The organism is Pseudomonas sp. BLCC-B112 (genome assembly GCF_028550695.1).
Taxonomy (GTDB): Bacteria; Pseudomonadota; Gammaproteobacteria; order Pseudomonadales; family Pseudomonadaceae; genus Aquipseudomonas; species Aquipseudomonas danubii.
This window is the reverse complement of record NZ_JAQQGK010000011.1, coordinates 186,104-201,498: the sequence shown is the minus strand read 5'-3', so window position 1 is coordinate 201,498 and position 15,395 is coordinate 186,104. Positions and strand designations below refer to the sequence as shown.

General features: G+C 61.4%; 12 protein-coding genes. 3 read left to right on the top strand and 9 right to left on the bottom strand.

All coding sequences use genetic code 11. The features are described from left to right. Positions 1 to 14: 14 nt before the first annotated feature. The gene (locus PQT43_RS26490) at positions 15 to 299 is read right to left on the bottom strand and encodes a hypothetical protein (protein ID WP_213664512.1); all 285 of its coding nucleotides are present in this window, start codon (positions 297 to 299) and stop codon (positions 15 to 17) included. Positions 300 to 739: 440 nt separating this feature from the next. On the opposite strand from PQT43_RS26490, the gene algB reads away from it, so the two are divergent. After that, complete coding sequence (gene algB, locus PQT43_RS26485) at positions 740 to 2,086, top strand: sigma-54-dependent response regulator transcription factor AlgB (protein ID WP_267269173.1); 1,347 nt, start codon at positions 740 to 742, stop codon at positions 2,084 to 2,086. 10 nt (positions 2,087 to 2,096) lie between these two features. Then, positions 2,097 to 3,881 carry a KinB sensor domain-containing domain gene (locus tag PQT43_RS26480; protein WP_267269172.1) on the top strand — a complete coding sequence of 595 codons (1,785 nt, stop codon included), beginning with the start codon at positions 2,097 to 2,099 and terminating at the stop codon, positions 3,879 to 3,881. A 4-nt stretch (positions 3,882 to 3,885) separates the two neighbouring features. On the opposite strand, the gene PQT43_RS26475 is transcribed toward PQT43_RS26480, so the two are convergent. The 7 genes from PQT43_RS26475 to PQT43_RS26445 all read right to left on the bottom strand — a co-directional run bounded on the left by PQT43_RS26475 (position 3,886) and on the right by PQT43_RS26445 (position 11,324). Further along, complete coding sequence (locus PQT43_RS26475; protein ID WP_253084184.1) at positions 3,886 to 5,505, bottom strand: EAL domain-containing protein; 1,620 nt, start codon at positions 5,503 to 5,505, stop codon at positions 3,886 to 3,888. Positions 5,506 to 5,581: 76 nt separating this feature from the next. Continuing rightward, positions 5,582 to 6,361, bottom strand: coding sequence for an N-acetylmuramoyl-L-alanine amidase (locus PQT43_RS26470; protein ID WP_110594116.1), 780 nt, complete (start codon positions 6,359 to 6,361; stop codon positions 5,582 to 5,584). A gap of 101 nt (positions 6,362 to 6,462) precedes the next feature. Then, complete coding sequence (locus PQT43_RS26465; protein ID WP_253084163.1) at positions 6,463 to 8,670, bottom strand: diguanylate cyclase; 2,208 nt, start codon at positions 8,668 to 8,670, stop codon at positions 6,463 to 6,465. Continuing rightward, on the bottom strand, positions 8,667 to 9,545 hold the full coding sequence (locus PQT43_RS26460) for an endonuclease/exonuclease/phosphatase family protein (RefSeq protein WP_102862498.1): 879 nt from the start codon (positions 9,543 to 9,545) through the stop codon (positions 8,667 to 8,669). The genes PQT43_RS26465 and PQT43_RS26460 overlap by 4 nt, the downstream gene beginning before the upstream one ends. A gap of 11 nt (positions 9,546 to 9,556) precedes the next feature. After that, complete coding sequence (locus tag PQT43_RS26455; RefSeq protein WP_102881448.1) at positions 9,557 to 10,186, bottom strand: thiol:disulfide interchange protein DsbA/DsbL; 630 nt, start codon at positions 10,184 to 10,186, stop codon at positions 9,557 to 9,559. A gap of 196 nt (positions 10,187 to 10,382) precedes the next feature. Continuing rightward, a complete protein-coding gene (locus PQT43_RS26450) occupies positions 10,383 to 10,988 on the bottom strand; it encodes a c-type cytochrome (protein ID WP_102862496.1) in 606 nt (201 codons plus the stop codon). A gap of 45 nt (positions 10,989 to 11,033) precedes the next feature. Next, on the bottom strand, positions 11,034 to 11,324 hold the full coding sequence (locus tag PQT43_RS26445; RefSeq protein WP_016963939.1) for a c-type cytochrome: 291 nt from the start codon (positions 11,322 to 11,324) through the stop codon (positions 11,034 to 11,036). A gap of 191 nt (positions 11,325 to 11,515) precedes the next feature. On the opposite strand from PQT43_RS26445, the gene yihA reads away from it, so the two are divergent. Beyond that, a complete protein-coding gene (yihA, locus tag PQT43_RS26440; RefSeq protein WP_060836883.1) occupies positions 11,516 to 12,157 on the top strand; it encodes a ribosome biogenesis GTP-binding protein YihA/YsxC in 642 nt (213 codons plus the stop codon). 411 nt (positions 12,158 to 12,568) lie between these two features. On the opposite strand, the gene polA is transcribed toward yihA, so the two are convergent. After that, positions 12,569 to 15,361, bottom strand: a complete 2,793-nt coding sequence (gene polA / locus PQT43_RS26435; RefSeq protein ID WP_253084162.1) for a DNA polymerase I — start codon at positions 15,359 to 15,361, stop codon at positions 12,569 to 12,571. Positions 15,362 to 15,395: the final 34 nt, after the last annotated feature.

Genomic DNA, 15,395 nt, shown 5'->3' with positions numbered 1-15,395 from the left:
CCAGACCTTGGTGCCTAGAACACCCAGCGTTCCTGACGCGGAGCCTCAAGCACCGGTTGTGCCTGGTCGACGGCCATCAGTTGCACTGGCGTTGCATCGTTGATCTGACTGCTCACCGAACTGAAATGGGTCTGGGTGAAGTGATGAGCCGGCACGCGCGGGGCGGGTGCCTGGCTATCCTGCCAACGCTGGAACTGCTGTCCGGCGATCAAGGTGACCAGTAACGCCAGGCTGGCAAACAGGCCTTGCTGGAGATGCAGTGGCGCGATACGCAATTGGGCAAGACCTTGGCGATTCATCCTGAAACTCCTCCCACACTGGTGGTGATGTTGTTATGGAAGCCCTGACTTGCGCTTCACGATGAGAGGGATATTGCAGTCTGCATGCCAGCTTTTAATCAGAAAAATAATTCAATAAAATCAATCACTTATAGCAATTCAAAGACGCTAACTCACACGCATCCTGCACGATCCCCACCGGCCAACCGTGCGAAATGCACGATCGGACCGTTCCGGGTCCATGGCTTTTTGATCAGAGGGGGAACTTTGCCGAGCCGCGGACAGCCTGATACAGACCCACCCAGGGTCTAGCCTTGGCAAAATATTAGGGATTTCAGTCTGTTAGCCATTTCCGGCGGAGATATCTAACCTTCAGGCCGTGGAATGGATCAGAATCAACCTTGCAACTTGCCCGATTTTTCTGGGACTAAATAAGATCATTCATTAAAGGAGCCTGGGAAATGGAGTCAGCGCCGGAGAATCAAGGCCGCATCCTGCTGGTGGATGACGAATCTGCCATCCTCCGCACCTTCCGCTACTGCCTGGAAGACGAGGGCTATACCGTGGCCACCGCCAACAGCGCGGCCCAGGCGGATACGCTGTTGCAACGCCAGGTGTTCGACCTGTGTTTCCTTGACCTGCGCCTGGGGGAAGACAACGGCCTTGATGTGCTGGCCCAGATGCGTACTCAAGCGCCCTGGATGCGGGTGGTGATCGTCACTGCCCACTCCGCCGTGGACACGGCGGTGGACGCAATCCAGGCCGGTGCCGCCGACTACCTGGTCAAACCCTGCAGCCCCGACCAACTGCGCCTGGCTACCGCTAAGCAACTGGAAGTGCGCCAGCTCTCGGCGCGCCTGGAAGCCCTGGAAGGCGAAGTGCGCAAACCCAAGGACGGCCTGGACTCCCACAGTCCGGCGATGAAAGTGGTACTGGAAACCGCCCGCCAGGTGGCCAGCACCGATGCCAATATCCTGATCCTCGGCGAGTCGGGTACCGGCAAGGGCGAACTGGCCCGGGCCATCCACGGCTGGAGCAAACGGGCGAAGAAGTCCTGCGTGACCATCAACTGCCCATCGCTGACCGCCGAGCTGATGGAAAGCGAACTTTTCGGCCACAGCCGCGGCGCTTTTACCGGGGCCAGCGAAAGCACCCTGGGCCGGGTCAACCAGGCCGATGGCGGCACCCTGTTCCTCGACGAAATCGGCGACTTCCCCCTGACCCTGCAGCCCAAGCTGCTGCGTTTTATCCAGGACAAGGAGTACGAGCGCGTCGGCGACCCGGTGACTCGCCAGGCCGACGTGCGCATCCTCGCCGCCACCAACCTCAATCTCGAGGACATGGTGCGCGACGGGCGCTTCCGCGAAGACCTGCTGTACCGCCTGAACGTGATCACCCTGCACTTGCCGCCCTTGCGCGAACGCAGCGAAGACATCCTGCCCCTGGCCGACCGCTTTCTTGCACGCTTCGTCAAAGAGTATTCGCGACCGGCCCGAGGCTTCAGCGACGACGCCCGGGAAGCCCTGCTCAATTACCGCTGGCCGGGCAACATCCGCGAACTGCGCAACGTGGTGGAGCGGGCAAGCATCATCTGTCCCCAGGAACGGGTTGAAATCAGCCATCTGGGCATGGCCGAACAGCCCACCAACAACGCCCCGCGAATCGGTGCCGCGCTGAGCCTGGACGAACTGGAAAAAGCCCATATCGGCGCCGTCCTGGCCACCAGCGACACCCTGGACCAAGCGGCCAAGACCCTGGGCATCGACGCTTCGACCCTGTACCGCAAGCGCAAACAGTACAACCTGTGAGCATCACCCTATGAAGTTAGCGATGAAACTGCGGACCCGGCTGTTTCTGAGCATCTCGGCCCTGATCACCGTGGCCCTGCTGGGGCTGGTGCTCGGGCTGGTCAGCGTGCTGCAGATGGCCAGTACCCAGGAATCGTTGATCCGCAACAACTTCATCACCCTGGATCTGGGGCTCAAGCTGCGCCAGACCCTGGGTGATCAGTTGATCATCATGCTCAGCAACAAGCCCGACTCCGCAGCCCTGGAAGCCTCGCGGCAGCACTACCTGGACCTCCTCGACCAGGGCATCGCCCACGAACAGCAGAACACGTCCGTGGGTGGTTTCAAGCAGGCCCGCAGCGACTACCTGAGCTTCTACCAGGCCTTCGAACACAGCAACACTGCCGCGAGCCTGAACAACAACGAGGCGCTGACCGAGCGTTTCAATACCTTGCGCAACGGCCTGATCAACGAACACAAGCGGGCCCTGGACAACATCAGCCAGGTGGAACGCCAGGCCCGGGACCGTGCCTTGCTGGTAGCCGGCTTGCTGGGCCTGGTCGGCCTGGCGGTGCTGATCATCGGCTTCATCACCGCCCATGCCATTGCCCGGCGCTTTGGCGGACCGATCGAAGCCCTGGCCAAGGCCGCGGACAAGATCGGCCAAGGCAATTTCGACGTCACCCTGCCGATCTCGGCCGCCGCGGAAATGAACCTGCTGACCCGCCGCTTCGGCATCATGGCCGAAGCCCTGCGCCAGCATCAGGCCACCAATGTCGATGAACTGCTGGCCGGCCAGCAGCGCTTGCAGGCGGTGCTCGACAGCATCGACGACGGCTTGTTGATGATCGACCGCCAAGGCCGCCTGGAGCACCTCAACCCTGTGGCCCAACGGCAATTGGGCTGGGACCAAGAGCGCCTCGGCCAGGGCCTGGGCAGCGCCCTGCAACGCCCGGAGCTGGATGAACAGCTGCAGCTGGTTCTGCGTGGCGGCAACCTGGAGCGGGCCCCGGAAGACCTGGATATCGAGGTCGATGGCGAATCGCGCCTGCTGACCTACAGCCTGACCCCGGTGAGCCACACCCAGGGCCATATCCTTGGCGCGGTGATGGTGCTTCATGACGTCACCGAACAGCGGGCATTCGAGCGGGTACGCAGCGAGTTCGTATTGCGCGCCTCCCACGAACTGCGAACCCCGGTCACCGGCATGCACATGGCCTTCGGCCTGCTTCAGGAACGCCTGCACTTTGCCGAAGAGTCCCGGGAAACCGACCTGCTCAATACAGTCAACGAAGAAATGCAGCGGCTGATGCAACTGATCAACGACCTGCTGAATTTTTCCCGCTATCAGAATGGCCTGCAGAAACTCACTCTCGCGCCCTGTCCCCTGGAAGAGTTGCTGGAGCAGGCCCAAGGCCGCTTCAACGAACAGGCGCAGCGGCAGGACATCAGCCTGCTGCTGGAGATCCAGGCGCCACTGCCGCGCCTGCACGCCGACCGTCCGCAACTGGAACGGGTTCTGGACAATCTGATCGACAACGCCCTGCGCCATACCGCCAGTGGCGGCCAGATCCGCCTACAGGCCAGGCGCCATGGCGAACGGGTGATTGTCAGCGTCGAGGACAATGGCGAGGGCATCGCTTACGGTCAGCAGGGTCGGATCTTCGAACCCTTCGTTCAGGTCGGACGCAAGAAAGGCGGCGCCGGGCTCGGACTGGCCCTGTGCAAGGAAATCGTCCAGCTCCACGGTGGACGCATGGGCGTCTACTCAAGGCCGGGGCAGGGCACCCAGTTCTATCTGGCCCTGCCGCTCTAGGGCTTCAGGCTTCATCATCCAGGCGCCGGGGCACCAGACGCCGGCCCCGGGTAATCAGCTCGGTAAACTGCAAGGCACTCAGGGCATGGGCGAACAGCCAACCCTGACCGAAGCTCACCCCCTCGCTGCTGAGCAGCGAAGCCTGGTCCTCGAATTCTATGCCCTCAGCGATCACCGTGAGATTCAAGGCGTGGGCCATGCGAATGATGTGGGGCGCCACGCCACTGCTGGCAGCATCGTGACCCAGGGCGTCGATAAAGGCCTTGTCGATCTTCAGGCAATCCACCGGCAGGCTTTGCAGATAGGCCAGGCTGCAGTAGCCGGTGCCGAAGTCATCGATCAGCACCTGATGCCCGACATCCCGCAAGGCCTGCAGGTTGTTGCGCGCCACCGCCACGTCGATCAGGCCACGCTCGGTGACCTCGAAGGCGATCTGTCGCGCCGCCACCTTGTGCAAGGCCAGAAGCCGCGCCATGACCTGACCGATGCGCGGCACCATGACATCACAGGCCGCCAGGTTGACCGAGATATACAGCTGGGGATTGGCTCGCAGTACGTGCCCCAGTTGCTCCAGCAGACGCTGCAGCACGAAGTCGGTGATCTGGCGGATCTGCCCGGTGTTTTCCGCCAGCGGAATGAACAGATCGGGACTGGTCAGGGTGCCGTCCGGACGCCGCCAGCGCAGTAACGCTTCGGCCCCTACACAGAGCCTGCTGTTGAGGTCGAAGATCGGCTGGTACAGCACCTGCAGCTCACCGCGTCGCAGCGCCCCTTGCAGCTCTGCTCCCAACGACTGGCGCTGCCGCGCCAACTGATACACCAGCCCGCCGATAAACAGCGCCAGCAACAGACTGAACGGTAACAACCACCACCAGCCATCGAGTATTTCCGCCTGCAGGCTGGCCCGGGGCGTGATCAGCACCAACTGGTACTCGGGATTCTGGGTCGGCATGCGATAGATCAGCAGGTCCGGGGTGACCTGCAGCGGCCCATCGCGACTGGCGCGCCAGGGCTCCACCGGCGGCCAGGAACGGGCCTGACCCAGTACCGGAATCGCTCGGGAGCCATGCTCGACCACCACCATCAGGCTGCCACCGGCCGGCAAGTCCACCACATCGGTCAAGTGCCCACGGGAGGTGGCCACGCGAAAATTGCCCCGCCCCAGCATCAGAGCAGCGAGGTTTTCATTGGGTTGGGTCGAGGTGTTGAGCCAGTAGCTGTAGGTCGGCCCGCGGATATCCGGAGCCCTGGGCGAGGGCAGGAGATTCTGCCGCGGCCAGTTTGAGCACGTCTGGGTGGCATCCATGTAGGCCGCTTCATAAATGAAGCGATAGCTGTAGCTGACCTGCTGCAGGGCTGCGATCAGCTCGGCGTTGCACTCACGCAGCGGCTGGGCCTCCAGCACATCCAGGCCTTCACGCAGTTGTCCGAACAGTTGCTCCAGACGCTCCAGAAAACGCTGGCCCTGGGCGTTCATCTGTTGGCTTTCTCGCTGCTGGACCTGATGCATGGCCACTCCGGCACTGCCCAGCAACAACACCGCCGCGCTCAGTGCAGCCGCCAGCGTCGCCAGCAACCAGGGGCGATGGAACCAGGTACGCAGGGTCTGGCGAGCAACCGGCATCATGAAAGATCCGAAGGATTACCAATGAGTTATAGCAACTGATTGAGCAATCGGCCCGAACCGTCCGGCGGCGTCATTATTTTGTCTGGTTGAGCACCTGCAGGATGGCTGCGCTTTCGGCGTCCGGGGTGCCGTCGAATCGGCCCGGGCGATAGTGCATCTGGAAAGCCGCCAGCACGTGGCGGGTGGCCACATCCAGTTCGCCAGTCTGCGGCGTGGCATAGCCCAGGACCGCCAACTGTTGCTGGAACCAGCTGATGCTCGGCAGGTTGGCGGCAAAAAACGCCTGCTGGCGGGCCACTGCCTGAGCGTTTGGCCACAGGCCGAGTCCGGCGTCGGCCAGGCGCTTCCAGGGGAACAGCGGGCCCGGATCGAGCTTGCGCGATGGCGCGATGTCGCTGTGGCCAATGATGTGACGCGGGGAGATGTTGTTGCGCTTGCTGATGTCCTTGAGCAGCACGATCAGGTTCTGGATCTGCGCTTCGCTGTAGGGATACCAAAGCCGTCCGTTGGGGCCATCACGAAAGCCCGGGTTGACGATTTCAATGCCGATGGAGCTGGAGTTGAGCCAGGTCCGGCCCTGCCACTGGCTCTCGCCGGCGTGCCAGGCGCGGTATTGCTCGTCCACCAGTTTGTAGATCGTGGCGGACTTGTCGTCGCCGATCAGGTAATGACTGCTGACCTGACCGTGGGTCAGCAGGGCCAGGGAGCGTTCCAGGGATGCCGAGGTGTAATGAACGATGATGAACTGGGCGCGCTGGTCGTAATTGACCGAAGGGTGGCTGGTGTCAATACGCGGACCGCTGGCACAACCGGCGAGGACCAGGAGCGAAAAAGCAAGAGCAAGAAGTTTCATGGCAAAGGGCAGTACGCTGAAGAAAAGAATGCAACAGTGTAACGTACTGCTCCCAACGCCATGGGCAAAACCGAGGTTTCAGACAGGAATCGGCAAGCGTCTCAGCCTGCCTCTACCCGGTTGCGACCCGCATCCTTGGCCCGGTACAACGCCTGATCGGCTCTTTTGATCACCAGATCGCTGCGATCACCGGCCTTGAAGGCACTCAGTCCGACGGACACGGTAATGGTCACTGGCTCGCCCTTGAAGTGGAACGGACACGCCTCGACCGCCGCTCGCAGCGCTTCCACTATCCGCGCGCCCGCTGGCAACGGGGTATTGGGCATCAGCAGGACAAACTCCTCGCCGCCAAAGCGCGCGATAAAGTCGCTGCCACGCAGGCGCTTGCGCAACACGTTGGCGATGATCTTCAACACCTTGTCACCGGCCAGATGACCGTAGTTGTCGTTGATCCGCTTGAAGTGATCGAGGTCGAGCATGGCCAGCAGCAAGCTGTTGCCATGTTGCCGCCATTGACCGACCTCGTGCTCCAGACGCTCGGTCCAGGCGGCGCGGTTGGGCAACCCGGTCAGCGGATCGATCAGAGCCTTTTGCCGCTGTTCCTCCAGGTGCTCACGGTAGCCCTGGGCCTCCTGCTCCATGCTCGAAACCCGCTCTGCCAGGCTTTGCAGACGGGCCGCCACTTCCTTCTCACGCTCATCGCGCTGCTTCTGGTGGTGATCCATGGTGCCCAGCAGACCTTCCAGATGGCTTTCCAGTACCTGCTTGAGGTCATCCAGGTCTGCCGCCTCCTGCACGCTGCTCTGCAGGCCATCGACCTGCTCACGGATCTGGGTGTCCATGGCCCGTGCCGCCGAGCTACTGTCGGCGTGGCCATCACTGGCCGCCTGCAGATTGCTCTGGAAGGCCTCGAGGCGCTCGTTGAGCTGTTTGAGGTACGTCTCGAACTCATGCTGGCCCGAATCGGTGATTGCCAACATCAGTACCGCCAGATCATCGAGGATTGGCAGCAATTCATACCAGTTCAGGCCATGTTGCAGACGATCACGCATGGCTTCGGCCTGAGGCCGATGGCGTTCCGGCAGACTCAGGTCATCGAGCAGTCCCAGCAGGGTGTGTTCGATATGCTTGGCCACCGAGCTGTAGGAGGGCTCAGGAGAGTCCGGCAGGGCGTAGAGCACATCGTGCTCGGATTGCTCTGGATCGATGGCCGCCAAGGCCTCGGCCATGACCGGCGGCAAGGGCAGGCTGTCGAGCAGCACTGCCGGGGAAACCGCGGGAAGCGGCAACAGCTCATCGGGGTTGTGCGGACCGGGCTCGCTCTGAGGTGCGGCGGGTACTTCTGCCGGCGGCTGCAGAGGCGCTACCGGTAAAGCATCGACGGCGACAGAGGCCAGAGGCGCGACCTCGGCTGCAGCCGGAGCCGGAGCTTCGATCGCGACCTGGGGCGCTGGCTCAAGGGGTGCTTCCTGTGCCAGGACTGGTGGCACGAATGCCACCACCGACGACGGGGGCGGTACGCTGGCCGTTTCGGGCTCAATCTTGGCAGGGGCCTCGGAAACGGGCTGCGCAGCGGGTGTTGCCTCGGGCTTGGCCGGTGTCACGGCGACAGGTGCCGGAGGGACCTCAGCGACTTCCGGCAAATCCGTGGCCGGGGTCTGATAATGCTCGCGAACCACTTCGTCCGCTTCGCCAGCCTCTTCAACCTGGGGACGGGAGTCCACCGCAGGGACAGGAGCAGGCGCCGCTGGCGTAACCACCTCAGCCTGGGGAGCATCGGCGGCGTCACGGGCACCGAACAGGCGCTGCAGCAGACTCGGGCGACCTGGTTCGGCGGGAGTTTCCAGCTGGCTCAGGGCCTTGCCCTGAAGATTGCTCAGCTCCCCCAGCAGCAAGGGGATCTCTCGCGCCTGACTGACCCGGCCATCCAGTTGCTTGGCGAAGGCCTTCAACGGGCGGCTGACTTCCCGGGGCAGGGGCAGTGACTGCAATTGGGTAACCAGGGCGGTCAAGGCACTGCTCATCTGGTTGACCCGGGTTTCACGCCGCTGCTCGGAGTCCAGCACGGCTTTTTCCAGACGGGGCAGCAGCGCTGCAAGCCCGGCATCCATGTCGTCGGTGCGCACAACCTCGCGCATCTCCTTCATGCACTGGTCGACCGCACGATCGGTACCCTCCGCCGCCAGGGTGCTACGCACCAGGCCACGACGTAGCAAGTCCAGTCGAGCGGCCCATCGGCGCTCAAGCTTTTCCTGCTGCTCGATACTTTTGAGGTATTTCTCTTTCCAGCGTTGGGCGTCGTCGCTCATTCATCGGTTCCGCGAGGTGCAGGACTCAACGCGGGCAATGCATCGGCCGTGAGCGAACCCGGCAGACGAATCTCTACCGCGACCGGCAGGTGATCGGATATGGGTTGGGCCAGGACTTCGACTCGCTCCAGGGTCAGGCTGGGGCTGAGCAGGATATGGTCCAGGCAGCGTTGCGGACGCCAGCTGGGGAAGGTCGCCTGCAGTTGCGGCGCCAACAGGCTGAGGTCGCGTAAAGGGGAGTGCTCCAGCAGATCGCTGGCGTGGGTGTTCATGTCTCCCATCAGCACTTGATGCTTGTAGCCACCAATCAACTCGCGGATGTACGCCAGTTGCCGGGTTCGAGCCCGGGCGCCGAGCGCCAGGTGCATCATCACCACCACCAGCGCCTCGGGGCCTTCGCCAAATCGCACAAGGATCGCGCCGCGCCCCTTGGGGCCGGGCAGTGGATGGTCTTCGATGGCCCAGGGGCGCAAGCGACTGAGCACACCGTTGCTGTGCTGAGCCAGGCGTCCCAGGTTGCGATTGAGCTGTTGGTACCAGTAAGGGAAGGCACCCAGTTGGGCCAGGTGCTCCACCTGATTGACGTAGCCCGAACGCAGGCTGCCACCATCGACTTCCTGCAGGGCTACCAGATCGAAGTCCCCCAGCAGATTGCCGATCTTCTGCAGGTTGTCCGCACGTCCGTTATGGGGCAACAGGTGCTGCCAGCCACGGGTCAGGTAATGGCGATAACGCTCGGTGCTGATACCGACCTGAATATTGAAACTGAGCAAACGCAGGCGACTGTCAGCCGGCAGCCCGGTCGACGCCAAATGGTGCTCGTTGACCTGCGGATCATGCAGGCCAACGATGCGTTCAGAGCCCCAGCGCGGCATGGCGGCGGCGCTTACTTGGCTGCGCGCTCTTTGGCAATCAACTGGTCGGCGACGCTCAGCGCACCTTCAGGACCACCGGCGGAGCCCAGGTCGAAACGGTACTTGCCGTTGACCACCATGGTCGGTACGCCAGTGATCTGGTAGGCCTGAGCCTTCTTCTTGGCGTCTTCGACCTTGCCTTTGACGGCGAAGGAGTTGTAGGTGCTCAGGAATTTGTCCTTGTCGACGCCTTCGGCCACCAGGAACTCAGCCATCTCCTCTGGAGTGGCGAGTTTCTTGCCGTTATGGATGGCTTCGAACACGGCCTTGTGAACCTTGTGCTCGACGCCCATGGCTTCCAGGGTGATGAACAGTTGGCCATGAACGTTCCAGATACCGCCGAACATCGCCGGGATACGCACAAAGTTGACATCGCTAGGGAGTTTTTCAACCCAGGGATTGATGGTCGGCTCAAAGGCGTAGCAGTGCGGGCAGCCATACCAGAACAGCTCTACCACCTCGATCTTGCCAGGCACGGCAACCGGAACGGCGCTGCTCAACTCGACATATGTTTTACCGGCTTCAAGCGGCTCGGCGGCTTGAGCGGTCACGCCAAACAGGCTGGCGGTGACGAGAGCGGCGCTGAGAATCAGATTACGCATGCTTTACTCCTGGACAATTTTGGCGCCTCGCGCGACCTGAATTCAGACAGATCATGGCGGGCTTGAGTTCGCTAGTGTAGCGGCAGACGCCATAAAAAAGGGCGGCCTGAGCCACCCTTTATGCTTGCACCGTCAGATTAATCGATCATTAACGTTGCCGCGGCTCAACACCCTCGGCAACTTGATCGAGCAGGCCTTAGTGCAGGCCCTGAATATAGCTGGACACCGCCTCGATGTCTTTGTTGCTCAACTTGGCGGCGATACTGCGCATGACCATGGTATCGCCGTCATTGGTGCGGTTGCCTTCGCGGAAGTCGGTCAGCTGCTTGGCCACATATTGTGCGTGCTGCCCACCCAGGTGAGGGAAGCCGGCCGCTGCGTTACCGGCGCCATTTGGCGCATGGCAGCCGGTGCAGGCAGGCATGCCTTGATCCAGCTTGCCGCCCCGGAAGAGTTCTTCACCACGGGCCACGACTTTAGGATCAGCGGCGCCGACGCTGCCTTTCTGGCTGGCGAAGTAGGCGGCGATGTCAGCCAGGTCCTGATCATTCAGATTGGTCAGCATACCGGTCATTTCCAGCACTTGCCGCTTGCCGGACTTGATGTCGTGCAGCTGCTTCTCCAGGTACTTTTCCCCCTGACCCGCCAGCTTGGGAAAGTTTGGCGCCATGCTGTTCCCATCAGGGCCGTGGCAAGCGCCACATACTGCGGTTTTCGCCTGACCGGCAGCAGCGTCGCCTGCGGCATGGGCGACACCTGTGATGCCCAAGGTCAACAGCAGACTCACGAGTAATTTGTTCATCAGCTAATCCAACTACGGCTAAGGGTTAAGAGTTATGGACCGGAATCACTCGCTCATCCAATGGATGATGGCTCGGTAATCCTCGGCACTGCAGTCCATGCACAAACCACGCGGCGGCATCGCCTTGAAACCCTGGGTCACGTGTTGCACCAGCGTCTCCATACCTTGCGCCAACCTCGGCGCCCAAGCTTCCTGGTCGCCCTTGCGGGGCGCCGTGGGTAGTTGGCCGGAATGACAAGCCCCACAAACACGGTTGTACACAGCTTCCGGATCCTGTGTAGCCTGAGCGCTGTAAAGCGGCATCAAGACACCGGCAGCTAGCAGCCATTTCGTCATAAAACGACCTTTTCAGGGTTGAGAGCGTGCTGCGTTCTAATGCGCATTCAAGGTTTATCGCTCTCGTGAACTTCATCCTACGCTGGGACAAAGCGCACACAAAATCTGCGGCATTATATACTGGCGTTACTGAAACGGAAACGACACCGCTCGCCGCGTCCACTCTCGGCATCGCCCCTATCGGAAATCCCATGCAACTCAAGAACCCCATCCTCGGTCTGTGCCAACAGGCTACGTTCATGCTCAGCGCCGCCAAAGTCGATCAATGTCCTGACGATGACGGCTTTGAAGTGGCCTTTGCCGGGCGCTCCAACGCCGGTAAATCCAGCGCCCTGAACACCCTGACCCACGCCAGCCTGGCACGCACCTCGAAAACCCCGGGTCGCACGCAGTTGTTGAACTTCTTCAAGCTAGACGACGATCGCCGTCTGGTCGACCTGCCGGGCTATGGTTACGCCAAAGTACCGATCCCGCTGAAGCAGCACTGGCAGCGCCACTTGGAAGCTTACCTGGGCAGCCGCGAGAGCCTTAAGGGCTTGATCCTGATGATGGATATCCGTCATCCCATGACCGACTTCGACCTGTTGATGCTGGACTGGGCGGTCGCCAGCGGCATGCCGATGCACATCCTGCTGACCAAGGCAGACAAACTGACCTATGGCGCAGCCAAGAACACCCTGCTCAAGGTGCAGTCGCAGATCCGCAAGGGCTGGGGCGAAGCGGTCACCATCCAACTATTCTCGGCCCCCAAGCGCATGGGTCTGGAAGAGGCCTACACCGTGCTGGCAGGCTGGATGGAACTGGCCGACAAAGGCGCCGAAACCGAGGCCTGAGAAAGAGTTTCAAATTGTCTGCGCGGTGATTAGGCAAGGCAAAAAGCGGCGGGAAAGCGGAGTTTAGGGGCCTAAATGAGCATTTCCCGCCGCTTTTTAACGCAGCATGGTCGCCGCGCAGGCAATTTTCAGGCAAAAAAAACCCCGGACTTCGTATGGGGAGGGGGAAGTTCGGGGTTCAAGTTCTAGACCGCTAGGGCGGGGTCCAGATATCTGCCAACACTTAACACAACATAGGAGCATCGAAGGGCTTCACCAGCCATTCAGTAACTCTGAGTGAGCTTTCACCGATTTAGTTCCGGCGGATTGCAAAAACTATTGGCAATAAACGATGAAATTTTCCGTGCTAATAGCCCCTGGCCAGCTTTTACCGCGACACTATGCCGCGGCAAAAACCGCTTAAAAGAGCCCTTAGTGGGCCTCATCCCAGTTATTTCCCACGCCGACTTCAACCAATAACGGCACATCCAGGGTTGCGGCACCGCTCATGTAGCCGCGAATCTCATCACGTACTTGATCCACCAGGTCCTCACGCACCTCCAGCACCAGTTCGTCGTGTACTTGCAGAATGACCCGGGCATCCAGCCCCGAGGACTCCAGCCAGTTGTCCACCGCCACCATGGCCTTCTTGATGATATCCGCCGCCGTGCCCTGCATCGGCGCGTTGATCGCGGTGCGCTCGGCCCCGGCACGCTCCTGCGGCTTGTTGGAGTTGATCTCCGGCAGGTACAGCCGGCGACCGAAGATGGTCTCCACATACCCTTGGTCCGCCGCCTGGGCACGGGTACGGTCCATATACTCGCGAACCCCCGGATAGCGGGCGAAATAGGTATCGATGTAGGCCTTGGCCTGCTTGGTATCGACGCCGATATCCTTGCCCAGCTTCTGCGCGCCCATGCCATAGATCAAACCAAAGTTGATGGCCTTGGCACTGCGACGCTGATCGGACGTAACGTCCTTGAGCTCCACCTTGAACACTTCGGCAGCCGTAGCGGTGTGCACATCCAGGTTGTTGCGGAAGGCATTGAGCAGGCCTTCGTCCCGGGACAAGTGCGCCATGATCCGCAACTCGATCTGCGAATAGTCCGCCGCCAGCAGCTTATAGCCGGCCGGGGCGATAAAGGCCTGGCGAATACGCCGACCTTCCGCGGTGCGCACCGGAATGTTCTGCAGGTTCGGATCACTAGAGGACAGACGCCCGGTAGACGCCACAGCCTGATGATAGGAAGTGTGGATACGCCCCGTGCGCGGGTTGATCTGCTCAGGCAGGCGATCGGTGTAGGTGCTTTTCAGCTTGCTCATGGAGCGGTACTGCATCAACACCCGGGGCAGCGGATAGTCGTCTTCGGCGAGCTTGGCCAACACCTCTTCAGCCGTAGAAGGCTGGCCCTTGGCGGTCTTTTTCAGCACCGGCAGGCCGAGTTTGTCGTAGAGAATCGTCCCCAGTTGCTTGGGCGAGCCCAGGTTGAACTCCTCACCCGCGATCTCGAAAGCCTCGCGCTCAAGGGCAACCATCTTGTCCCCCAGCTCGATGCTCTGAATCCCCAGCAGCTTGTCGTCCACCAGAGCGCCCTGACGCTCGATACGCGCCAGGACCGGCACCAGCGGCATCTCGATATCGGTCAATACGCTGGCCAGGCTCGGAATGGCTGTCAGCTTCTCGAACAGCACCTGGTGCAGACGCAAGGTCACATCGGCATCTTCAGCAGCATAGGGCCCCGCCTGCTCAAGGGGGATCTGATCGAAAGTCAGCTGTTTGGCGCCCTTGCCGGCGATGTCCTGGAAGCTCACGGTGCTGTGGTCCAGGTACTTCTGCGCCAGGCTGTCCATGTCATGGCGAGTGGCGGTGGAGTTGAGCACGTAGGATTCGAGCATGGTGTCGAAGGCAATGCCGCGCACGGTGATGCCGTTGGCCTGATCGCCACCTATGGCGCAATTGGCCAGGATATTCATGTCGAACTTGGCGTGCTGACCGACCTTGAGCAGCTTGGGATCTTCCAGCAACGGCTTCAAAGCCAGCAGCACAGTGTCGCGATCCAGCTGCTCCGGAACGCCCATATAGGAGTGGGTCAACGGAACGTAGGCCGCTTCCCCGGCCTTGACCGAGAAGGACAGCCCCACCAGTTGCGCCTGTTGTGCATCGATACCGGTGGTCTCGGTATCGAACGCAATCAGCTTGGCGTTTTTCAGCTTCTCCAGCCAGACCGCAAAACGCTCCTGGTCGAGGATGGTTTCGTACTGCAACTCAAGTGGCGCCTGCTCCGCCGCTGCCGGTTGCTCTGCCACCGCCTCAGGCGCATCGGCAGAGCTGAGCTCGACGCGCTTGGCGTCACGCTGCAAATCATCGAGCCAGCTCTTGAATTCCAGCAGGCTGTAGAGCTCCGCCAGTTTCTCGCGGTCGGGCTCGCGCAAGTGCAGGTCATCCAGCCCCACATCCAGGGCCACGTCCACCTTGATGGTCGCCAACTGATAGGAGAGAAAGGCCATCTCCTTGTGCTCTTCCAGCTTGGCCGGCAAGGTCTTGGCGCCGCGAATCGGCAGGGTCGGCACGATATCAAGCTGCTCGTAGAGCTCCTTCAGGCCGCCATTGACCCCGACCAGCAAACCGGAAGCCGTCTTCGGACCAATACCCGGTACGCCCGGAATGTTGTCAGAAGAATCGCCCATCAGTGCCAGGTAATCGATGATCTGCTCGGGAGCGACGCCGAATTTCTCCTTCACGCCTTCCACATCCATGCTGCTACCGGACATGGTGTTGACCAAGGTAATGTGCCCGTCGACCAACTGGGCCATGTCCTTGTCACCGGTGGAAATCACCACCGGGCGATCCGCCGCCGCGCTGCTGCGGGCCAGGGTGCCGATCACGTCATCGGCCTCGACCCCTTCCACGCACAGCAGCGGGAAGCCCAGGGCGATCACGCTGGCGTGCAGCGGCTCGATCTGCACCCGCATGTCATCGGGCATGCTCGGGCGGTTGGCCTTGTATTGGGCGTACATGTCATCGCGGAAGGTCCCGCCCTTGGCATCGAACACCACCGCGAACGGGCTGTCCGGGTACTGCTTGCGCAGGCTCTTGAGCATGTTCAGCACGCCCTTGACCGCGCCGGTAGGCAGGCCTTTGGAGGTGGTCAGAGGTGGCAACGCGTGAAACGCGCGGTACAGATATGAAGAACCGTCCACCAGGACGAGGGGGGCTTGGCTCATGAGCAGGATCAACCTTTTCGGCGGGTCCGGCGCT